This is a genomic window from Tenacibaculum sp. E3R01, from assembly GCF_003318185.1.
Lineage (GTDB): Bacteria > Bacteroidota > Bacteroidia > Flavobacteriales > Flavobacteriaceae > Polaribacter > Polaribacter halocynthiae.
In genome coordinates, this window is sequence record NZ_QOCC01000029.1 from 1 (window position 1) to 20,302 (window position 20,302).

General features: G+C 29.8%; 31 protein-coding genes. 24 read left to right on the forward strand and 7 right to left on the reverse strand.

The genetic code is table 11. The features are described from left to right. Positions 1–145: 145 nt before the first annotated feature. The 20 genes from DS884_RS17010 (at position 146) to DS884_RS18515 (ending at position 7,692) form a co-directional block, all read left to right on the forward strand. Positions 146–373, forward strand: a complete 228-nt coding sequence (locus tag DS884_RS17010) for a hypothetical protein (protein WP_093869913.1) — start codon at positions 146–148, stop codon at positions 371–373. Between the two features lie 385 nt (positions 374–758). Continuing rightward, positions 759–1,004 (forward strand): hypothetical protein, encoded by a 246-nt coding sequence (locus DS884_RS17015; protein WP_093869914.1) that lies wholly within the window; start codon positions 759–761, stop codon positions 1,002–1,004. A gap of 11 nt (positions 1,005–1,015) precedes the next feature. Continuing rightward, positions 1,016–1,225, forward strand: coding sequence for a hypothetical protein (locus DS884_RS17020; RefSeq protein WP_113787611.1), 210 nt, complete (start codon positions 1,016–1,018; stop codon positions 1,223–1,225). A 317-nt stretch (positions 1,226–1,542) separates the two neighbouring features. After that, positions 1,543–1,743, forward strand: coding sequence for a hypothetical protein (locus DS884_RS17025; RefSeq protein WP_093869916.1), 201 nt, complete (start codon positions 1,543–1,545; stop codon positions 1,741–1,743). 67 nt (positions 1,744–1,810) lie between these two features. Beyond that, positions 1,811–2,017 (forward strand): hypothetical protein, encoded by a 207-nt coding sequence (locus tag DS884_RS17030; protein ID WP_093869917.1) that lies wholly within the window; start codon positions 1,811–1,813, stop codon positions 2,015–2,017. Between the two features lie 130 nt (positions 2,018–2,147). Continuing rightward, positions 2,148–2,354 (forward strand): hypothetical protein, encoded by a 207-nt coding sequence (locus DS884_RS17035; protein WP_113787612.1) that lies wholly within the window; start codon positions 2,148–2,150, stop codon positions 2,352–2,354. Between the two features lie 6 nt (positions 2,355–2,360). Then, complete coding sequence (locus tag DS884_RS17040; protein ID WP_093869919.1) at positions 2,361–2,588, forward strand: hypothetical protein; 228 nt, start codon at positions 2,361–2,363, stop codon at positions 2,586–2,588. Positions 2,589–2,609: 21 nt separating this feature from the next. Beyond that, complete coding sequence (locus DS884_RS17045) at positions 2,610–2,795, forward strand: hypothetical protein (RefSeq protein ID WP_093869920.1); 186 nt, start codon at positions 2,610–2,612, stop codon at positions 2,793–2,795. Positions 2,796–2,813: 18 nt separating this feature from the next. Beyond that, a complete protein-coding gene (locus DS884_RS17050) occupies positions 2,814–3,029 on the forward strand; it encodes a hypothetical protein (RefSeq protein WP_113787613.1) in 216 nt (71 codons plus the stop codon). Positions 3,030–3,062: 33 nt separating this feature from the next. Further along, a complete protein-coding gene (locus DS884_RS18500) occupies positions 3,063–3,230 on the forward strand; it encodes a hypothetical protein (RefSeq protein ID WP_158530865.1) in 168 nt (55 codons plus the stop codon). A 113-nt stretch (positions 3,231–3,343) separates the two neighbouring features. Then, the gene (locus DS884_RS17055) at positions 3,344–3,550 is read left to right on the forward strand and encodes a hypothetical protein (protein WP_093869922.1); all 207 of its coding nucleotides are present in this window, start codon (positions 3,344–3,346) and stop codon (positions 3,548–3,550) included. 17 nt (positions 3,551–3,567) lie between these two features. Next, a complete protein-coding gene (locus DS884_RS18505) occupies positions 3,568–3,744 on the forward strand; it encodes a hypothetical protein (RefSeq protein ID WP_158530866.1) in 177 nt (58 codons plus the stop codon). Between the two features lie 76 nt (positions 3,745–3,820). Next, entirely contained in the window at positions 3,821–5,110 is a 1,290-nt protein-coding gene (locus tag DS884_RS17060; RefSeq protein WP_093869923.1) for an HlyD family secretion protein, read from the forward strand. Positions 5,111–5,192: 82 nt separating this feature from the next. Then, positions 5,193–5,366, forward strand: coding sequence for a hypothetical protein (locus DS884_RS18510; protein ID WP_158530867.1), 174 nt, complete (start codon positions 5,193–5,195; stop codon positions 5,364–5,366). Positions 5,367–5,460: 94 nt separating this feature from the next. Further along, positions 5,461–5,643, forward strand: a complete 183-nt coding sequence (locus DS884_RS17065) for a hypothetical protein (RefSeq protein WP_093869924.1) — start codon at positions 5,461–5,463, stop codon at positions 5,641–5,643. A 242-nt stretch (positions 5,644–5,885) separates the two neighbouring features. Further along, positions 5,886–6,029, forward strand: coding sequence for a hypothetical protein (locus DS884_RS18600; protein ID WP_176974369.1), 144 nt, complete (start codon positions 5,886–5,888; stop codon positions 6,027–6,029). 500 nt (positions 6,030–6,529) lie between these two features. Beyond that, on the forward strand, positions 6,530–6,721 hold the full coding sequence (locus DS884_RS17070) for a hypothetical protein (RefSeq protein WP_093869925.1): 192 nt from the start codon (positions 6,530–6,532) through the stop codon (positions 6,719–6,721). Between the two features lie 209 nt (positions 6,722–6,930). Beyond that, positions 6,931–7,140 carry a hypothetical protein gene (locus tag DS884_RS17075; RefSeq protein WP_147239423.1) on the forward strand — a complete coding sequence of 70 codons (210 nt, stop codon included), beginning with the start codon at positions 6,931–6,933 and terminating at the stop codon, positions 7,138–7,140. Positions 7,141–7,207: 67 nt separating this feature from the next. Next, positions 7,208–7,420 (forward strand): hypothetical protein, encoded by a 213-nt coding sequence (locus DS884_RS17080; RefSeq protein WP_113787615.1) that lies wholly within the window; start codon positions 7,208–7,210, stop codon positions 7,418–7,420. 119 nt (positions 7,421–7,539) lie between these two features. After that, a complete protein-coding gene (locus DS884_RS18515; RefSeq protein ID WP_158530868.1) occupies positions 7,540–7,692 on the forward strand; it encodes a hypothetical protein in 153 nt (50 codons plus the stop codon). Between the two features lie 79 nt (positions 7,693–7,771). Here DS884_RS18515 and DS884_RS17085 read toward each other — a convergent pair whose 3' ends face one another. From DS884_RS17085 to DS884_RS17105, 5 genes are read right to left on the reverse strand one after another with little or no spacing between them, the layout of a single operon-like run. Next, the gene (locus DS884_RS17085; protein WP_093869928.1) at positions 7,772–9,736 is read right to left on the reverse strand and encodes a protein-disulfide reductase DsbD family protein; all 1,965 of its coding nucleotides are present in this window, start codon (positions 9,734–9,736) and stop codon (positions 7,772–7,774) included. An 11-nt stretch (positions 9,737–9,747) separates the two neighbouring features. Next, positions 9,748–11,073 carry a tRNA lysidine(34) synthetase TilS gene (tilS, locus tag DS884_RS17090; RefSeq protein WP_113787616.1) on the reverse strand — a complete coding sequence of 442 codons (1,326 nt, stop codon included), beginning with the start codon at positions 11,071–11,073 and terminating at the stop codon, positions 9,748–9,750. Between the two features lie 13 nt (positions 11,074–11,086). Beyond that, positions 11,087–11,908 (reverse strand): alpha/beta hydrolase, encoded by an 822-nt coding sequence (locus DS884_RS17095; RefSeq protein WP_113787617.1) that lies wholly within the window; start codon positions 11,906–11,908, stop codon positions 11,087–11,089. 3 nt (positions 11,909–11,911) lie between these two features. Continuing rightward, the gene (locus DS884_RS17100; RefSeq protein ID WP_113787618.1) at positions 11,912–12,145 is read right to left on the reverse strand and encodes a hypothetical protein; all 234 of its coding nucleotides are present in this window, start codon (positions 12,143–12,145) and stop codon (positions 11,912–11,914) included. Between the two features lie 24 nt (positions 12,146–12,169). After that, positions 12,170–13,480: an anthranilate synthase component I family protein gene (locus tag DS884_RS17105; protein ID WP_113787619.1), complete on the reverse strand. Its 1,311-nt coding sequence runs from the start codon at positions 13,478–13,480 to the stop codon at positions 12,170–12,172. 119 nt (positions 13,481–13,599) lie between these two features. Here DS884_RS17105 and DS884_RS17110 point away from each other — a divergent pair, with 119 nt between their 5' ends. From DS884_RS17110 to DS884_RS17125, 4 genes are read left to right on the forward strand one after another with little or no spacing between them, the layout of a single operon-like run. Continuing rightward, positions 13,600–14,826 (forward strand): Nramp family divalent metal transporter, encoded by a 1,227-nt coding sequence (locus tag DS884_RS17110; RefSeq protein ID WP_113787620.1) that lies wholly within the window; start codon positions 13,600–13,602, stop codon positions 14,824–14,826. Between the two features lies 1 nt (position 14,827). Continuing rightward, a complete protein-coding gene (pxpA, locus tag DS884_RS17115; RefSeq protein ID WP_113787666.1) occupies positions 14,828–15,559 on the forward strand; it encodes a 5-oxoprolinase subunit PxpA in 732 nt (243 codons plus the stop codon). Then, complete coding sequence (gene pxpB, locus DS884_RS17120) at positions 15,552–16,283, forward strand: 5-oxoprolinase subunit PxpB (protein ID WP_113787621.1); 732 nt, start codon at positions 15,552–15,554, stop codon at positions 16,281–16,283. Before pxpA ends, pxpB begins: the two co-directional genes overlap by 8 nt. Next, positions 16,276–17,121 carry a biotin-dependent carboxyltransferase family protein gene (locus DS884_RS17125; RefSeq protein WP_113787622.1) on the forward strand — a complete coding sequence of 282 codons (846 nt, stop codon included), beginning with the start codon at positions 16,276–16,278 and terminating at the stop codon, positions 17,119–17,121. Before pxpB ends, DS884_RS17125 begins: the two co-directional genes overlap by 8 nt. A 40-nt stretch (positions 17,122–17,161) precedes the next feature. Here the strand turns inward: DS884_RS17125 and DS884_RS17130 are convergent, their stop codons facing one another. After that, positions 17,162–19,612 (reverse strand): sodium-translocating pyrophosphatase, encoded by a 2,451-nt coding sequence (locus DS884_RS17130; RefSeq protein WP_233487180.1) that lies wholly within the window; start codon positions 19,610–19,612, stop codon positions 17,162–17,164. Between the two features lie 115 nt (positions 19,613–19,727). Beyond that, a complete protein-coding gene (locus tag DS884_RS17135) occupies positions 19,728–20,255 on the reverse strand; it encodes an inorganic diphosphatase (RefSeq protein WP_093869936.1) in 528 nt (175 codons plus the stop codon). Between the last annotated feature and the right edge of the window lie 47 nt (positions 20,256–20,302).

The window sequence follows — 20,302 nt, forward strand, 5'->3', positions numbered from 1 at the left end:
GAGGAATGAAATAACGAAGTTATCTCTTTAAGAATTAGATCACTCCATTGGTAATGACAAAAATATTCTCTCGCGAGGAATAGACATATACCTTGAATGTCTTAAAATGATCAAGGGTTTAATAAATCAATTAAATCTTTTTAAAATGAAAAAATCAATTTTAAATTTAGGAAAGACTTTAAATAAAGTTGAACAAAAAACTATTAGTGGAGGACAAGTGTTTAATGGACCATGTTTTGAATGGTGTGCTGATCCTGACATACAACAAATGTATTGGAAGCCACTATACTGTAACTGTAATACAGGAGGAGGAAATAGTGGAGGCGGTAATGGAGGTGGAGATAATGGAGGTGGCTCAGGTGTTATTGTCTAGTAATAAAATAAGCAAATTAAATGTGTTCCTAATGATTAAATATTAATAATTAAAATATTTAATCATTAGAAAACAAATTAAAACTTAGGGAAAGCTGTAGGTAAGGCTGAACAAAAAAGTATTTGGTGGAATAAAAATAGTGGGTCTGAAATTCCTTTTTCTTGTGAATTTCTTGTATTAGCCCCACCGCCAATTGGTTGTAGATGGGTTAGTAATGTGCCTTGTACTTACTAGTTAGTTTGTGACAGTTCAGGTGTTTTAACCTGAAGATTTTCTGAGGTTTACCTCGAAGATTAGCTGTTGTAGAAAATCTCGAAGAATAGACATATACCTTGAATGTCTTAAAATGATCAAGGGCTTAATAAACCAATTAAATCTTTTAAAAATGAAAAAATCAATTTTAATTTTAGGTAAAACCTTAAGTAAAAAAGAGCAAAAAGAAATTAATGGTAACGGAGCTATTGGTTTTTGTGATGCTAGTGGGGGTTGTCCAACAGGAAGCCACTGTGAAGGCTATTTTTGTGTAAAAGATAGTACAGGTGGTGGTAATCCTGGAGGAGGTAATGGAGGCGGAGGTTGTGTTCCAGATAGATTTTGCGTTGATGATAATGATACATGTTGTATAGGGTAAATTCAAAAAAGATGAAAAAAGCACTATTAAATTTAGGTAAAAACTTAAGCAAAGTTGAACAAAAAGAAATATTAGGAGGTAACAATCCTGTATTACCTATTTGTAAATGTAACACAGTAGGAACAATTATAAATCAACCATGTGATGGTATTGGAACTGGTTGTGGTATTATAGATATTGAAGTTCCTGATATTTGTGATGTATTTCCTGCTTTATGCTAATTAGTAACTAAAAATATTTACAGATTATTATGAAAAAACAAATTTTAAATTTAGGAAAGACTTTAAATAAAATAGAACAAAAAGCGATTAACGGTGGAGTTGATTGTTTTGAATGTCAAAGCTATTGTATATCCAACAGTGGAGGTGATCGATTAGTGTATGGTATCTGTATGGATGAATGTATCGCTCAGTATTGTCAACTATAATAGATAGATTAAAATTAGATCTAATATTTTCTATTTAAAAATGAAAGAATAACTGTTTTGTTTAGTAGTGATTGTTTCATTTTTAAATAGAAAAACAATAAAAGATTAAAAATGAAAAAACAAATTTTAAATTTAGGAACGACTTTAAATAAAAGACAACAAAAAGCTATTAATGGAGGAATAGCTCAATGCGATCAGTACAACCATTGTAATGGCTCAGGATTTTGCTGTTCTGGTGGAGGATGCAAAAGAATAGGAGCTCCTGGAGTAATCTGTGATGCAGAGTTACCTAGACCAGATTTTTCTCTGTAAAGAATTTATGTGAAATCTAATATTTTAAAACAATTAATAATTTAATCAAAACTAAATAATTTAAAAAATGAAAAAATCAATCTTAAGCTTAGGAAGAGCTTTAAATAAAGTAGATCAAAAAAAAGTATTTGGAGGAACAAAGCAAATTGATCCTCAAATTCCTTTCCCATGTGAGTTTCCTGTATTAGCTCCACCACCAGTTGGATGTAAATGGGTTAGTACTGGACCTTGTACATATAAATTAGTTTGTAAGAGCTTAGATATTTTAATCTAATAAAATTTTTAGGTTAGGTTTATAGTTTTTACTGATAACTATAGTAATAAATATTTTCGCGGAGAATAGACATATACCTTGAATGTCTCAAAATGATCAAGGTTTAATTAACTAATTAAATCTTTTAAAAATGAAAAAATCAATTTTAAACCTAGGAGAAGCTTTGAATAAAGCTAAACAAAAAGAAATTAATGGAGGAATGAGTTGTAATGGGCCTTCTTGTTATGGAATTCCAGGAATGGGATGTGGTACTTGTGAGCAATATCATCAACTTTCTAATTACTGTAAAGTAAGAGTTTTTGTTCATATAAGTTGTGAAACTGCTGATACATTTTAAGCTATTATGAAAAAACAAGTATTAAAATTAGGAAAAGTTTTAGGTAAAACTAAACAGAAAGAGATATTAGGAGGAGGTAAGCCTATTAAAGGAGTAAATCAATGTTATAATGACAGTGATTGTTGTAATCATCAACATAATCATAGCTATGGTTATGTTTGTTTTGGAGCAACTCCTGGTGGTCCAGGTGTTTGTGTACCAGGAATTTTTGGAGAGAATCCTTGCGGACTTTAAATTTAACTAACAACTGTACAAATGAAAAAAACAATTTTAAGTTTTGGTGATGCTTTAAGTAAAGATCAGCAAAAGATAATTAAAGGAGGAGTTGGTATAGGATGTTTTCATCATTCTGATTGTCCACGTGATATGGGATGTTGTGATAATGCACCTTACTTGGGTTTATGTATGTTAGGTAGTGATTATAGAAGGTATTGTAATTAATTTTGTGAACTTAATAAGATGAAGAAAGCAATTTTAAATTTAGGAAAAAGTCTAAATAGAGCTGAGCAAAAATCTATTAATGGACGTGGAGGCATATTAAGTCTTCGTCCATGTGAATGTTCTTCTCCTGGAATACCTAATATTCAACCTTGTGATTGGAGTTCACGTAGTATTGATTGTGATACTCCTTCTGATGATATTTGTTTGTTTTTTCCAAATACTCCTGGATGTTAACTTTTACATTCTATTTAGGAGTGAAGTGTTAAAATGAAGAAATCAATTTCAAACATAGGAACACCTTTAAATAAAGAAAAGCAAAGAGCGATTAATGGAGGAGGTTCAGGGAAATGTACTTTTGGCTTGTGTCAAAAGCACTATTGTTGCATAAATAATAGATGTGTAATTGGTCTTTTTCAGGAAGTTTGCCCTGAATGATCAATTTAATTATTGAATATTTTTATCGTTTAAATATTCTTTTAAAGTGTAAATAAGCTCATCCCTTGAGAGCATTAAAAATCAAGGTTTATTAATTATAAAGTATTTAAATAATGAAAAAGCAAATTTTAAATTTAGGTAAATTTTTAAACAAGAAAGATCAAAAGTTAATTAATGGTGGATTTGATTATCCAGTTGGATTTTGTTATGCTGTTGGGGTAAATCCTCCACAGTTAATTGCTAAAGTTCTTTGCAATGAATTATGTCCAGATGGAGCAACTCCTTTCTGTCCAGTATTTGATGATGGAATTAGAAATTAGTTTTAAAAAATAAAGTAATGAAAAAACAAATTTTAACTTTTGGAGTATCCTTAAATAAAGAAGAACAAAAGTCTATTAAAGGAGGAGATACAGTGGATCAAATTGCTTGCCGCCAATGTTTACCTGGATATCATTTTGATTTTTGTGATATGCAACTTGCTTGTGATAAGGTTAAAGCCTCAGTTGAAGACTAGATCTATCATTTAAATAATAGATAAATTGCAAATAAAGGGAGTTGAAGAGCTCCCTTTTTAAAGAATAAATTTTAAAATGCCAGAAAATAATCAAGACATAGAAATACGAAGTGAAGAAGTACAAGAAATATTAAGTTATGTACCTAATTGGATGATTCGTTGGGGAAACACTTTATTTTTTTTATTAATTATCATGTTATTGTTCATTTCTTGGTTTGTAAAATATCCTGACGTAATAGCAACAGAGGTAATGGTAACTACTTCTTTTCCTCCAGAGAAAATCTATGCAAAATCAGCTGGCCAGTTTGAAGTTTTTTTAACACATGAAGGAAAAAAAGTAACTAAAAATGAAGTATTAGCTGTCATAGAAAATAGTGCTTCTTATAAAGATGTTTTATTATTAAAAAGTATTACAGATACAATAAATAAAGAAAAAGAAATTTTTTCTTTCCCCATTGATAAGTTACCTCCTTTATTATTAGGTGATATTACAACCAGTTATTCTCAATTTGAAAATCAATATTCTGAATATGTTTTAAATAAAGAATTAACACCATACAAATCAGAATCTTTTGCTAACAGAATGACTGTTATTGAAGCTAAACAACGATTACAAATTTTACGTTCCCAAAGAGAGTTTAGTAGGAAAGAACTAGAAATAAAACAAAAAGATTTAGAACGAAGTATAAAAATGTTTAATGAAGGTGTTATTTCAGCTAAAGAAAAAGAGCAAAAAGAAATAGAAATATTACAATCGAAAAGATCTTATGAAAATTCAGAAAGTTCAATTTCTCAATTAAGAGAGTTTATTAATAATTCAAAGAAAAACTTAGTAGGAACTACTATTAAAAAAACACAAAACGACACTCGTTTAAAGAAAAAGGCTATTCAGTCGTTTTTATATTTACAAAAAGCAATAAAAGATTGGCTTAAGCAATACGCTTTAACTAGCTCAATAAATGGAAAAGTTTCATTTTTAACATTCTGGAGTGAAAATCAAACTGTAAAAACAGGCGATTTAATATTTACAATAATTCCTGAAAAAAGCGATTCTTTTATAGGTAAAATAAAAGCACCTGCAGCAAATTCAGGGAAAATAAAAAAAGGCCAAAAAGTACAAATACAATTACTGAATTATCCTTCAGATGAATTTGGAGAACTTAATGGAAAGGTGAAATCAATATCTCCAATAGCAGATGCGGAAGGAAATTATTTAATAGATGTAATGTTGCCTCAAGATTTAAAAACTACTTATGATAAAAACATAGAGTTTAGGCAAGAGATGAAAGGTACAGCTAACATAATAACTGAAGATTTACGTTTGATAGAACGATTTTTCTATCAACTTAAAAATATTATTAAATAAAAGAAATTCTCTCGCGAAGAATAGACAAAACCTTGGGTGTCTTAAAATGATCAAGGATTACTAAATTCTAAATTTTTTAATCATGAAAAAACAAATTTTAAACTTGGGTAAAGTATTAAAGAAGGGTGAACAAATAAGTATTAAGGGAGGTTCAGTTTCATGTTCAACTGGTCACCCTCCAATCATGACTTGTAGTAATCATATATTATGGGCTTATTGCGGTCCTGGTGAAGTTACATACATGGGACGATGCTAATCTTTTAAATAAAATATTCTCTCGCAAAGGATGGACATAAACCTTGAGTGTCTTAAAATGATCAAGGGATATTAAATTATTAAATTTTTTAACCATGAAAAAACAAATTTTAAATCTAGGAAAAACATTAAATAAAGTAGAGCAAAAAGAAATCAACGGGTCAAAAGCAGCTGTCGGTGGTTGTATAGGATCTGGAGGTCTTTGTCATAGGACAGGGCCAGGTCCAAAATGCTGTTCAGGTAAATGTAATGGCCGTCAGTGGGGTATTTGTGGATAGTAGAGAGTTTAGTCAATTATAAAAAGAGATATACTCTTTTTTATAAATTCATGACACAAGTAACTCAAAACTTATTAATATTAAATGAAGAATCATAAGTTATTTACTCAACTTGAAGATTCACTTGAGTAATACTTTATTATTAATTGTAATTTATTAAAATATTCTCTCGCAAAGGATAGACATAAACCTTGAGTGTCTTAAAATGATCAAGGGATATTAAATTATTAAATTTTTTAACCATGAAAAAACAAATTTTAAATCTAGGAAAAACATTAAATCGAATAGAGCAAAGAGAAGTTAATGGAGGTAGAGCTCCTGAATGTTGTATTGATTGGAATCCAGTTGAACGCCATTGTTATAAATGGGATAGAAACTGTAGGTAAATAAAAAAAAACAAACAACTAGATTGGATTTTCTAGTTGTTTGTTGTAAATTAATGGCCCTTAACTAAATAAAGAATGTCTTGTTGTTTGATTATAATATTTAAACATTGACATTATTGATAATAAAAGCATAGCTTTTAAATAAATTAAAAGCGGTACTACTATGTTTTATATAAATTGATTGTATGGGTTTTAGCTTAAAGCTACTATAGCAACAACTATTTATTCGGCAAAACTTATTGAAAAAAAACTCTTCAGAGTTATGAAATGATGGATTTTTATTTAATGATTGTAAATTCTAATTAAATAAAATAGTAAGTTATTTTACTACTACTACTACTACTACAAAAATTTGACGTAAATATTTTAATCTCGATTATTATTAATAGAATAAGCTCTTTTAATTATAAGGGTACATAATATTCATTCGCGAAGAATAGACACAAGTCTTGAGTGTCTTTAAATGTTCAAGAAATTATTAATTACTAAATTTTTTAATTATGAAAAAACAGATTTTAAAGTTAGGAAAAACCTTAGATAGGTCTGAACAAAAACAAATAAATGGAGGAACAGGATGCGTTGTGTATACTCCAGCAAAATGTTTTGGGTGTGGAGGATTTTCTTTACCAAATGGATGTTGTTTAGGATCATATGAAACACATGCTTGTTTGGGTGAAATTGTTCCACAATAGAGAGCATATCAATTATTATTTTTAAGTATAATCCATCCTAGGTTTAATATTTTTTAAGGATATTAAACCTAGGATAAAATACTTTATATAAGTCAATTGATTTATTTCATGTGCAGTAAATTATTGATTTTTCCTAATAAGGAGATGGTGTGCATCTTGAACGTCGTTAAAAAGCGAGAATTATTAAACTATTAAATATAAAATTAAAGATGATGAAAAATAAAGTTTTTGGTTTAGGTAGAAACTTAAGTACTAAAGAACAAAAAGAGATTAATGGAGGTATCAGTAATTGTGGTTATTATGCTAGAATTAACCTTTGTTTTGCAGATAATGACCCTTACTGTATTCCTTGTAATCAAATAGGTAGTTATCCTGGAGCAAGTTCTTGTAATAATTTAGATAATGGGTGCTTTGAGTAACATAGTGCTCAAAAGATAAATGTCAATCAATTTAAATAGATAAAAAAATAATATCTTTTTTAATAAAATGAATAAACAAATTTTAAGTGTAGGGATAGTCTTAACCAAAGCTAATCAAAAAGAAATAAAAGGTGGTAATAATGGAACATTTCATTATCCTCAATGTAAATGTGATGCTCATGGAAATATAATTAATGCACCATGCGACGGTGGTTGTATTCGTAAAGAGGAAGAACCTCCTTTAGATAGTATTTGTGATGTGTATCCTGATCTTTGCTAAGTTTTAGCTTTTAATAAAAAGAGTAATTGCTCTAAATTCATTTCTCTCGTAATATATAGACACATGCCTTGAGTGTCTTAAAGTGTTCAAGGATTAACAAACTATTTAATTTTACAATTATGAAAAAACAAATTTTAAATTTGGGAAAACCGTTAACAAAAGAAAAACAAGTTCAAATTAATGGAGGTAGAAAACAATGTAAACCACATAGCGTATGTATAGATTATGGTAGGCATTGTGCTGAGTTAGAATGCGTGTTTGGACCTTTTTAAATAGTTAGTTTTTTAAAATTATCCATTAAAAAAGCCTCTTTTTTAAAAAGAGGCTTTATTTTTATTATAAAATATATAGTTAATTACCCTTGTAACGGTCTAAACCAGACTTTAACCACTTAAGATAAGTGTCCTTGTCAGTATACTGTTCAGGAGTATTTAATATTTCTAAATCAGGGCTTAATGATACATAGAATGGTTGAGATGCAGTTTTGAAATTTGCAATCTGCAATGTAGCCCATTTATCACCATAAGTTCTAATTCTTTTTACTTTACCATTAGGTTTAATGTAGTCAAATTGTTCATCTTCAGGTAACATTCTTTCATTATCATCTACATATAATGAAATTAATACATAATCATTACTTAATACCGAGTAAACGTCTGGTTGACTCCAAATGTTTTCTTCCATTTTTCGACAGTTCACACAAGCCCAACCTGTAAAATCTAATAAAATAGGTTTGTTTACAGATTTAGCATAAGCAACACCTTCATTAAAATCTTTAAAACAATTTAGGTTTAAAGGACATTTATTATCTTGTTGATATATACTGTGAAACTGAGGAGGTGCAAAACCACTTAGTAACTTACTTTGACTCCAAGCTGGTTTTTCCATAACACCAGGAGCTAAGTATACAGCAAGACCCAAAGAACAAATACCTAAAAGAACTCTGAAAAGAGAAATTTTGCCGTATTTCTTGCCTATAAATCCAAATAGATATAAAGCCATTAATAGAGCTAAAAGTGTCCAAATACCAATGAAAACTTCACGCTTTAATAAATCCCAGTGTCCAACTAAATCAGCATTTGATAAGAATTTAAATGCAAAGGCAAGTTCTAAGAAACCTAAAATAACTTTTACAGTATTTAACCATCCTCCTGATTTTGGTAGTGAGTTTAACCAACCTGGGAACATAGCAAATAAAGCAAAAGGTAAGGCTAATGCTACACCAAATCCAGTCATACCAGCTGTTAATTGCATTGCTCCTCCACTAGAAGTTAAAGAACCTGCTAATAATGACCCTAAAATAGGACCAGTACAAGAGAAAGAAACTATAGCAAGAGTTAAAGCCATAAAGAAAATTCCTATAATACCTCCTATACTAGAAGCACTATCAGCTTTATTACTCCAAGAACTTGGTAAAGTTATTTCGTAGAAACCAAAAAATGATCCAGCAAAGAATATTAATACAGCAAAGAAAAATACGTTTAACCATACATTCGTAGATATATTATTTAATATTTCTGGATCTAATGTGTCTAAGTAATGGAAAGGAACACTTAATAAAGCATATATAAGAATAATAAAGAATCCATATAGTAAAGCACTTCCTAATCCTTTTCCTTTTTGTTCTGTTTTCTTTGTAAAGAAAGATACAGTTAAAGGAACCATAGGGAAAACACAAGGAGTTAAAAATGCTAGTAATCCACCAACAAATCCTAATAAGAATATATTAAGTAAACTACTGTCTTTATCGTCACCAGCTTTATCAGTTGAACTTTTAAGTAAAACAGTGTTTTTTAAATCTAATTTTAATGACTCTGATAAAGATTTACTTTTGTCACTAACTTCAGCTACAGTTTGTTCTACAGCTTCTCCAGTTAAAGAAAACGTAAAATCTTCATCAAATGGCAAACAGTATTCTTTACAAACCTGCGCATCTAAGTTAAGTGTTATTTGAGTTAAAGATGTGTCAGTAATAGTTATACGCTGTACTATAGTAGCTTCATCTACAAAGAAAACTTCATCTTTTCCCCAAATTTCACTAAATTCAGTTTCGGTTTCACTTTCTTTAGCTTTTCCACTTATCGTGTAGCCTGACTCACCTTCAGCGGGTGTTATTGTCATTGGTAAAGAAGCGTCTTCCGGATTGTATTGGGAGTACAGGTGCCAATCTTCAGCAATTGTTATGTTGAAGATTAAATCATATTCAGTATCTGAAACTTTTTCAACTGTTGGGTTAACCAATATTGGGTTATCATCAGTTTGGGAGAAAGTAACGAAACCTATAAAAAATAAAATAAGAGTAAAGAGTTTTTTCATTCTATAATTGTTTACAGGGGTTTATATATACTTATTTGCAACATATTGATAGTTTTGTCTGATGGTAGAAAACGCCTGTCTTGTCGTTTCCCTAAAATCCATATTATTTCATTTTTATCAGAACAAAGTATCCATATATTTTGTTTTTCAATTAGTGATAATTTTTCATCCTTAAAATACTTACTAACTTTTTTTTTACCAAGCATTCCTTTAGGGTAAAAAAAATCACCATCATTCCACTTACGCAGAGTGAGGGGGTAATTTAGTGAATTTTTATCAACATAAATAGTATTTTTGTCTAAAGATGTTGTTTTTTGAACGTTTTTAAATAATAAATTTATTGGATAACTGACTTTTGAATCATCACTATTTATTGTAACTAGTTGATTTTCAGTATTTATAAATTTATCAGAGGGTAAAAGTAATAAAAAATCTCTGTCTTTCAACAATGTATGTGATTTTGTTGTTAGTACTTTTCCTGTTTGAGTGTAAATTAAATTAAAAACATCATTCCATTCTGTAAAACCGTATTTTTTAAATAAATAATATAAATAGGCTTTTGGATTGGTGAATTCTTTTATTTTTTTGATGTTGAATTTTATTATTTCACCATCATATGAAATTATCTCTAAGGATTTTTGTTTTATAGTATCATCAATAATTTGTTGACCTTCTTGAAGAAAAGTACTAGTATTATTAAAAGAATTTATAAGATTAGGATTAATTTCTTTTAAAACAGGAATTACGTTATGTCGTATTTTATTCCTTATATATTTTGTTTCTGTATTGCTAATGTCTTCTCTCCATTCAATGTTGTTTAACGTTGCGTAATTTAAAATTTCTTCCCTTGAAAATTTTAATAAAGGACGTATGATTTTACCATTTATAGGAGGGATTCCTGTTAATCCTTCTAAACCAGTTCCACGAGTTAGATTAATAAGGAAAGTTTCTAAGTTATCATTGGAATGATGTGCAGTTGCTACATAATCAATTTTTTGTTCTTCTAATAATTTAAAAAACCAATTGTAGCGTAACTCTCTAGCCGCTAATTGTGTTGATAATTTGTTTTTATTTTGATACTCTCGTGTTGAGAATTTTATAGTAAAAGTGTCTATATTAAATTTGTCTCCGAGCTTTATTATGAATTGTTCATCTAAATCACTTTCATTTTCTCTTAGTTGAAAATTACAATGAGCTAAAGTGATATTATAGTTTAACTTATAAAGTAAATGAGTTAGAACAACACTATCAACTCCACCAGAAATTGCTATAAGTATTTTTTTACCTTCTAAAAAAGGAAAACTTGAAGTAAGATGTTGTTTAAATTTATTGACCATTGATACTAATAAATTAAACTTGTTGGTTTAGCCAATCAACAATGTTTTGTAGCATTTCTTCTTTACATAAATCATTGTGTAATTCATGATAACCATTTTCATAAAGTTTCAAAGTAGCTGTGTTTGAATTTTCAGCAAAAGCTCTAGTGCCTTTGTAATCAATTATTTTGTCTTCAATCCCATGTAATAAAAGCATTGGTGTTTTTAGTAAAGAAGCATTATTAATGGCCCATTCTCCAGAATCTATAAAAGTTAAAGAAAAGTTTGGGCTAATTTTGTCATGTACCAGAGGGTCGTTAATATATTTCTTAACTTCATTTGCATCTCTAGAAATATCATTAGGGTCTAATTCATTACCTAAAGTTATCGATGGAGCTATTTTTTGCATGATTTTCCCAAGAGAAATTTTCCATTTCGGTGGTTGAAAAGCTAATTTTAAAAAGGGGCTAGTAGCAATCACACCTTGTAAATTATGTTTTTTACGTAACGTGTAATTAATCACAGCATTACCTCCCATGGAATGACCGTATAAAAAAACTTTTTTGTTTCCAAAAATGTCTTTGGCTTTATCAATTAATTTTGAAATGCTTTCTAAAACAGCATTGTAATTAGGATTATGACCTCTTTTGCCAGTTGTTTTACCATGTCCAAAATGATCAAAAGTTATTACTCCAAAATCATTATCAGTTAGTTTTTTAGCAACGTGAGTGTAGCGTCCAGAGTGTTCTCCCATCCCATGAACAATTACTACTATAGCTTTTGTTTTTTCGGGTTTCCAAAATTGACCAAAAAAATTAGTTTTATGATAATTGAAATTAAACTCTTGATGTGTCATAAATTATTGTTTTTGCAACCATTGTCTAATCTCTTTTCTTAAAGATTGTTCTGGTCTTGGTAGTGGAATTGTTCTACCAAATTGTTTACTTCGTTTAAATTTTGAGAATGTAATTTTTAGTTGTTTCCAATCTTCAGGATATGTTTCTAAAAACATATTAAAAAAACTTTGTTCATTAGCTGTTCCTTCAATTTTAGAAAGTACATTATTAAATTTCTTCTCTTGCTCTATGATCATATTTTTTAGTAAATATAAGTAAAACTACTTTGAGTTAAGTAAAACGTATTTCATTGCTTTTGCTTTTAATAAGCATTCTTCATACTCTTTTTCAGGAATTGATTTAGCAGTAATAGCTCCTCCTACTGAATAAGAAACGTATTTTTCATCAGCGTTATATAGAATACTACGAATTACAACATTGAAATCAAAATCACCTTCAGGAGTAAAATACCCAACAGTTCCTGAATATAACCCTCGTTTAGTTTCTTCTAATTCTTCAATGATTTTCATCGCAGATACTTTTGGTGCTCCGGTCATACTTCCCATTGGAAAAGTATCTTTGATAACATCCACAGGATGTGTTGTTGAATTTATTTCAGAAACGATTGTTGAAACCATTTGATGTACTTGCTTAAACGAGTATACTTTACATAATTCTTCAACGATAACACTTCCTTTTTTAGCTGTTTTTGATAAGTCGTTTCTAACTAAATCAACAATCATGATATTCTCAGAGCGTTCCTTTTCATCACGAGCTAAATCAAAAGCAATTTTATCGTCATCTATTTTGTTAATTAAACGTTTGGCCGTGCCTTTTATCGGTTGAGAAATAATTTTATTACCTTCTTTTTTAATATACCTTTCAGGGGTTGCTGATAATAAATAAAGATTCTCATGTTTAAAGAAAGTAGCAAAAGGAGGTTCAGAAATTTCGTTTAAATGAGTATATATATGATGAGGATCAATATTGGTGTTTTCTGCATAAAATTCTTGACAAAAATTAGCCTCATAAATATCACCTCGATGAATATGTTTTAATACTTGAGAAACTTTTTTATGGTATTCGTCTTTATGAATTCTAAGTTTTATTTTAATATCATTTTCTTGTGATGTATCTTTATTGGGTAAATTAATGTTTGTTTCAAAAATTTCTTCATAATCTTCTTCTAATTCATCATCAATCATTTGTAAATAATGAAATTCAACTGTATTACCTTTTATGAAAATTATTTTTTGAGGTTGAAAAAAATACAAATCAGGAAAATGAAGGCCATCGAAATTTTTAGAATGTAGTTTTTCTACATTGTTTTTAACATCATAAGAAATATATCCAAATATATAATCATTAGTATACGACTGGTATTCTTTTAATTTATTAAAAGCTTCATGATAGTCAGTTTTGATAGCTGTAAACTCATCAACAGCAAGAGCACTATCAAAAGAGCTATATGTTTGATCATGGTTATTAGAATCTAACCAAATTGCAGTTTCAAATTGTTTAGCCCAAAGAAATAATTGCTTTTTAAATACTGTTGGGTTTTCTATTGAAAATTTACGAATTACTCTTAACATTATGCAAAAATAAGAAACCGAATAGAAACTTAAATGTAATACGGGTTTTTCTTGTGGATTATCTTTAAAACTATAATTAATACTTTATCGCTACATTTATAGCTGTTAAAAAGTATTTTATGATTAAAAATTGGCTTAAAAACATAGGTCCAGGAACTTTAGTTGCGGCTGCTTTTATAGGTCCAGGAACTGTAACACTATGTACGTTAGCTGGAGTTAATTTCGGAATGAATTTATTGTGGGCTATGTTGGTGTCAATTATAGCCACAATTATATTACAAGAAATGGCAGCTAGATTAGGGATTATTTCTCAAAAAGGACTTTCTGAAGTTATTAGAAGTGAGATTAACAATCCTTTTTTAAGACAGATAATAACAGTTTTAATTTTATCAGCAATAGTAATAGGAAATGCTTCTTATGAAGCAGGTAATATTAGTGGAGGAATTTTAGGTTTAGAAACCGTTTTTGGGAAAATGATATTAGAAATTGGAGGTGTTTCAATTAACTTTATGAGTGTTTTTATAGGTGTGATTGCTTTTGCATTGTTATTTATTGGCAACTATAAGTTTTTAGAAAAAACATTGATAACTCTAGTTTTACTAATGAGTTTTTCTTTTTTAATTACTGCATTAATAACAAAACCCAATTTAGTAGAAATATTAAAAGGGTTGTTTGTTCCTAAATTTCCTGAAGAAAGTTTACTAACTATTATAGGTTTAATAGGTACTACTGTAGTTCCGTATAATTTGTTTTTACATGCATCTTTAGTTAAAGAAAAATGGAAAAGAGCTGATGAGTTAACTTTCGCAAAAAAAGATACTATAATTTCTATAATTTTGGGAGGATTAGTGTCAATAGCAATTATCATTTCTGCTGCATCAATCCAAACTAACAGTGTTGGGAGTGTTACAGATTTAGCAAAAAGTTTAGCGCCTTTATATGGAGAGTTTGCAAAATATTTTTTAGCATTAGGAATGTTTGCTGCAGGAATAACATCGGCAATAACAGCTCCTTTAGCTGCGGCTTATGTTGCTAAAGGTTGTTTAGGTTGGAGTGGTGGATTAAAATCTAATAAATTTAGAATGGTCTGGATATTTATATTGTTTCTGGGAGTGTTGTTCTCTTCATTTGGGATTAAACCGATTGAAATTATAAAATTTGCACAAGTAGCTAATGGAATGTTGCTACCAGTAATAGCAGGTGTGTTATTGTGGATAATGAATAAGAAATCTGTGTTAGGTAAATACAGTAATACAAAAACTCAAAATATTTTTGGGATTATTATACTTGTGTTTAGTGTTTTTTTAGGGGTTAAAAGTATACTAAAAGTACTCAATGTTTTTTAATATGAAAATAGATATAAATTGTGATGTGGGTGAAGGTGTTGGTAATGAGGAGTTGTTAATGCCTTACATATCATCTTGTAATATTGCATGTACAGCTCATGCAGGTACTATTGAAACAATTGATGCTGTTATACAATTAGCAAAAGAAAATAATGTTAAAATAGGAGCGCATCCTTCATTTCCAGATAAAGAAAATTTTGGAAGAAAAATAATGGATATTTCTACTATAGAGCTTCAAAAAAGTGTTGAGTGGCAAATTAACTTACTTAAAGAAAGAGTAAAGATTCAAAAAAGTGAATTGAATCACATAAAATTTCATGGAGCTTTATACAATTTAGTAGCTAGAAATAAAGAAATAGCTGAAGTAGTTATTCAGTCAATATTAAAAGTAAGCCCAGCTACTTTTTTATATGTTCCTTTTAATTCTAAAATAGCTGAGATAGCAGAAAAAGAAAATATTAAAATTAAGTATGAAGCATTTGCTGACAGAAATTACAATGATGATTCAACGTTAGTCTCTAGAAGTCTATCTAATGCTGTTATAAATGATAAAAGTGAAGTTTTTAATCATGTTTTTAGAATGCTCTCATTAGGAGAATTGAAAACAGCTAATGGAAAATTGATAAAAATAAAAGCAGATACTTTTTGTGTGCATGGAGATACTGAAAATGCGATAGAATTAGTGAGTTATATTTATAAATCAATGCAGAAAAAAGGAATTACTATTGCTTAAAGTATTATCATATAAACCATTTGGAGTAAAAGCTATTTTGATAGAGTGGGAGGCTAGAATTAGTACTGTTATTTTAAATGACATCATTAATTTTAAAAATAAAATTAGTTTTTCAAAAAATGATGTTTTAGATGATTGTATTGTTGGGTATCATTCATTAACTCTTGTTTATAAAGAAAGAATTAATGATTTTTTAAGAGAAGTAGAGTCGTTGAAGAGATTAAGTTTAATAGAAGATATAAAGAATAGTACAGCGAAATATATTTGGGAGATACCAGTTTGTTATGATCTTCAGTTTGGAATTGATTTAGAAGAAATGTCTAGAGTAAAAAATATAAATATAGATGAAATTATAAAGTTTCATACTCAAAATTTATATACTGTATATTTTATTGGTTTTTTACCTGGTTTTTTATATTTAGGAGGATTAAACAAAATACTTTATATGAACCGTAAAACTACACCAAGGTTAGAGGTTTTTGAAGGAGCTGTTGCTATAGGAGGAAATCAAACAGGTGTTTATCCATCTAAAAGTCCAGGAGGATGGAATATATTAGGAAAAACTCCAGTTTTGTTTTTTAATCATAATAATAGTACTCCATGTTTTGCTAAATCAGGAGATAAAATTCGTTTTAAGTCTGTTAACTTAGAAGAGTTTAAAAAGCTTGAAAAAGAAATAAAAAATGGGAACTATATACCTGTAAAAGAAATAATTTATGATTAAAGTTTTATCTGCAGGTTTTTATACAACTATTCAGGACTTAGGAAGGGTTGGATATGGAAGTTTTGGCTTGCCAATCTCTGGAGCTATGGATTTTTATTCAGCTAAACTTTCAAATTTTTTACTAAATAATAATGTTAATGATGCAGTGTTAGAAGTTGTTTATGGTGGATGTAAATTATTGTTTGAAAATGATACTATTGTAAGTGTAACTGGTGCAGATTTTTCAGTTAAAATAAATGAGAATGAAGTGACTATGAATAAAGCTTTGTTTATTGAGAAGGGAAGTGTTTTGTCTTTTGGAAAAAGAGGTTATGGAGTGAGAACTTATATTGGGGTTAAAGGAGGAATTCGTTCTGAAAAGTTATTTGGAAGTAGGAGTATGTATAAAGGCATAACATCTAGTTTTAAAATTAATAAAGGAGTACAATTGCCAATTATTCAATTGGGTAAAACAAATGAAAAAAGTTTTTCAAAGATAAAAATAGATGGAAACTTTTTTTTGTCTAAAAATATAGAATGTAATGAAGGTCCTGAATTTAGTTTATTATCTAAAAAAGAAAAAATGAATTTATTTAGAATGATATTTACAATTTCGTCAGATAATAATAGAATGGGATACAGATTAGAAGAAAAAATTAATAATACTTTGCCTTCAATGTTAACATCTGCAGTTTTACCAGGAACTGTTCAGTTAACACCATCAGGAACACTTATTGTTTTAATGAAAGATAGTCAAATTACTGGTGGATATCCAAGGGTTTTGCAATTAACTGAAGAAGGAATAAGTAAATTAGCTCAAAAAACAACGGGAGACCGTTTTCAATTTAAAATAGTATAAAAAAACCTCGCAATGAGCGAGGTTTTTTTATACTATGAAATTAACTTTTGTTTTTTGGTTTATGAAGGATTACCATTTTTTGAGTTTCTCCTTTAGAGCTGTCTAATTTAAAATGCTTTTCTCCATGAATTCCTTTTCCCTTCATGTTTTCAATCTTATTTTCAACCTCTTCCAAGGAACCTTCAATTATTTCTTTTTTAGTTTTTTCAACACCGTTTTCTGTGTAAGTTGTTGTAATAACTGCTTTAGCTAAATCATCACTTTTAACAGTAAGATTAACTTCTTTTTTTATTTTTTCTGAAGCATGACTGTCAGTGGTTGAGTGTCCTCCTAATATTGGAGCAATTACTAATCCTATTAAACATGTTAACTTAATTAAAATATTCATAGATGGTCCTGAAGTGTCTTTAAATGGATCACCTACTGTATCACCTGTAACTGCAGCTTTATGTGCGTCAGAACCTTTGTATGTCATTTCTCCGTTGATTTCTACGCCAGCTTCAAAAGATTTTTTTGCATTGTCCCAAGCACCTCCTGCATTGTTTTGGAAAATAGCCCATAATACACCACTAACAGTAACACCAGCCATATAACCACCTAGCATTTCAGCAATCGCCATGTTGTTCATTCCAAAAATCATAGGAACGAAAGCGATAATTAAAGGAAAACCGATAGTTAATAATCCTGGTAACATCATCTCTTTTAAAGAAGCTTCGGTAGAAATAGCTACACATTTGTCATATTCAGGTTTACCAGTACCTTCCATTATACCTGGAATGTCTTTAAATTGACGACGAACTTCTTGTACCATTTCCATCGCAGCTTTACCAACAGCGTTCATAGCTAAAGCGGAAAAAACAACAGGTACCATACCTCCAACAAATAACATAGCTAATACTGGAGCTTTAAAAATATTAATACCATCAATTCCTGTAAAAGTAACATAAGCAGCAAATAAAGCTAATGAAGTTAATGCAGCAGAAGCAATAGCGAAACCTTTACCCGTTGCAGCAGTTGTATTACCAACTGAATCTAAAATATCTGTACGTTCTCTAACGATTGGTTCTTGCTCACTCATTTCAGCAATACCACCAGCATTATCAGCAATAGGCCCAAAAGCGTCAATAGCTAATTGCATAGCAGTTGTAGCCATCATAGCAGAAGCAGCTAATGCAACTCCATAAAAACCTGCGAAAGCATAAGATGCCCAAATAGCACCTGCAAATAATAATACAGAAGGAAATGTAGATATCATTCCTGTAGCTAAACCAGCTATAATATTTGTTCCTGCACCAGTGCTAGATTGTTGTACTATCTTTAAAATAGGCGATTTCCCTAATCCTGTATAATATTCGGTAACAGAAGAAATAACTGCTCCAACTATTAAACCAACAAGGGTAGCGTAGAAAACTCTCATAGAAGAAATTTCTTGCAATCCTTCTCCAAAAAACTCCATGTTCATTGTTTCTGGTAACATCCATGTTACAAGTCCATAGCAAGAAATAGCAACTAAAGCGATAGATGTCCAGTTTCCTTTGTTTAAAGCTCCCATTACTTGAGACTCTTTAGCATCATTACTTTTTATTTTAACAAGCATTGTTCCAATAATAGAAATAATGATTCCAGCCCCAGCAATTGCCATAGGTAATAAAATTGGACCTATTCCGCCAAAAGCATCAGAAATAGAACCTCCCATGTCTTTAATTACATAGTTACCTAAAACCATTGCTGCTAAAACTGTAGCAACATATGACCCAAATAAGTCAGCACCCATTCCAGCAACATCACCAACATTATCACCAACATTATCAGCAATTGTAGCAGGGTTACGAGGGTCATCTTCAGGAATACCAGCTTCTACCTTACCAACTAAGTCAGCACCAACATCAGCTGCTTTTGTATATATACCTCCACCAACACGAGCAAATAAAGCTATAGATTCAGCACCCAAAGAAAAGCCTGCTAATGTTTCTAAAACTATTGTCATGTCCATTGTATTTGTCCATGAGCCCCCCATAAAAAAGTGAAAGAAGAAGATGAAAAATGCAGTTAAACCTAAAACAGCCAAGCCTGCAACACCTAATCCCATTACGGTACCTCCATCAAATGATATTTTTAGAGCATTTGGTAAACTAGTTCGTGCTGCTTGAGTTGTTCTAACGTTAGTTTTAGTAGCTATTTTCATTCCTATATTTCCTGCATAGGCAGAAAAAACGGCTCCAAATATAAAAGCGACAACGATTAACCAGTGGGTTGTAGGTACAATGAAGGAAACAATTGCTAGTAATACACTAACAATTATTACGAATATTGCTAAAAGTCTATATTCTGCGTTTAAAAAGGCTAAAGCTCCTTCGTAAATATGATCTGAAATTTCTTTCATTTTTCCATCACCTGCATCCTGTTTCATCACCCAAGCCTTTTTAAAGACCATATAAATTAAACCTAAAGATGCCATTATTATTGGCATCCAAATCATCATTGATTCCATATATTATTGTTTGATTAGTTAATTAATGTTCGTAAATATAACAAAATCAGCGACTAATAAAAAAGCCTTTCAGAACTAACTGAAAGGCTTAATGTATTTTTGAAGAAAAAAATTACTAGATAGTAAAGTTTCCGTTTGCTTTATGTTCACTGTTTGCGTAACGTTCAATACACTTATCTAAAATTTCATAAGCTTCATTTGCGTCACCCCAATCACCAATATCAACTTTCTTTTTTTCTAAATCTTTATATACTTGGAAAAAATGTGTGATTTCTTGTTGACGGTGTGGGTTTAAGTCTGATAAATCATTATATCTATTCCAAATTGGATCAGATACAGGTACACAAACAATTTTTTCATCTGGACCTTTTTCATCTGCCATATGGAAAACACCAATAGGTTTTACTTCCATAACACACATTGGGAAAGTAGGTTCAGCACCTAATACTAATACATCTAATGGATCTCCATCTAATGCTAATGTTTCAGGTATAAATCCGTAATCACCAGGATACATCATTGATGAAAATAACATTCTATCAAAACGTATTTTACCTAAATCAAAATCGTATTCGTATTTATTTCTACTTCCTTTTGGTATTTCTATTAAAACATCTACTGTCTTTCTTTCTTTTGCAGTCATATTACTTAACTTATCTTCGTTTCTAAAATCGGAGTGCAAAAGTAATA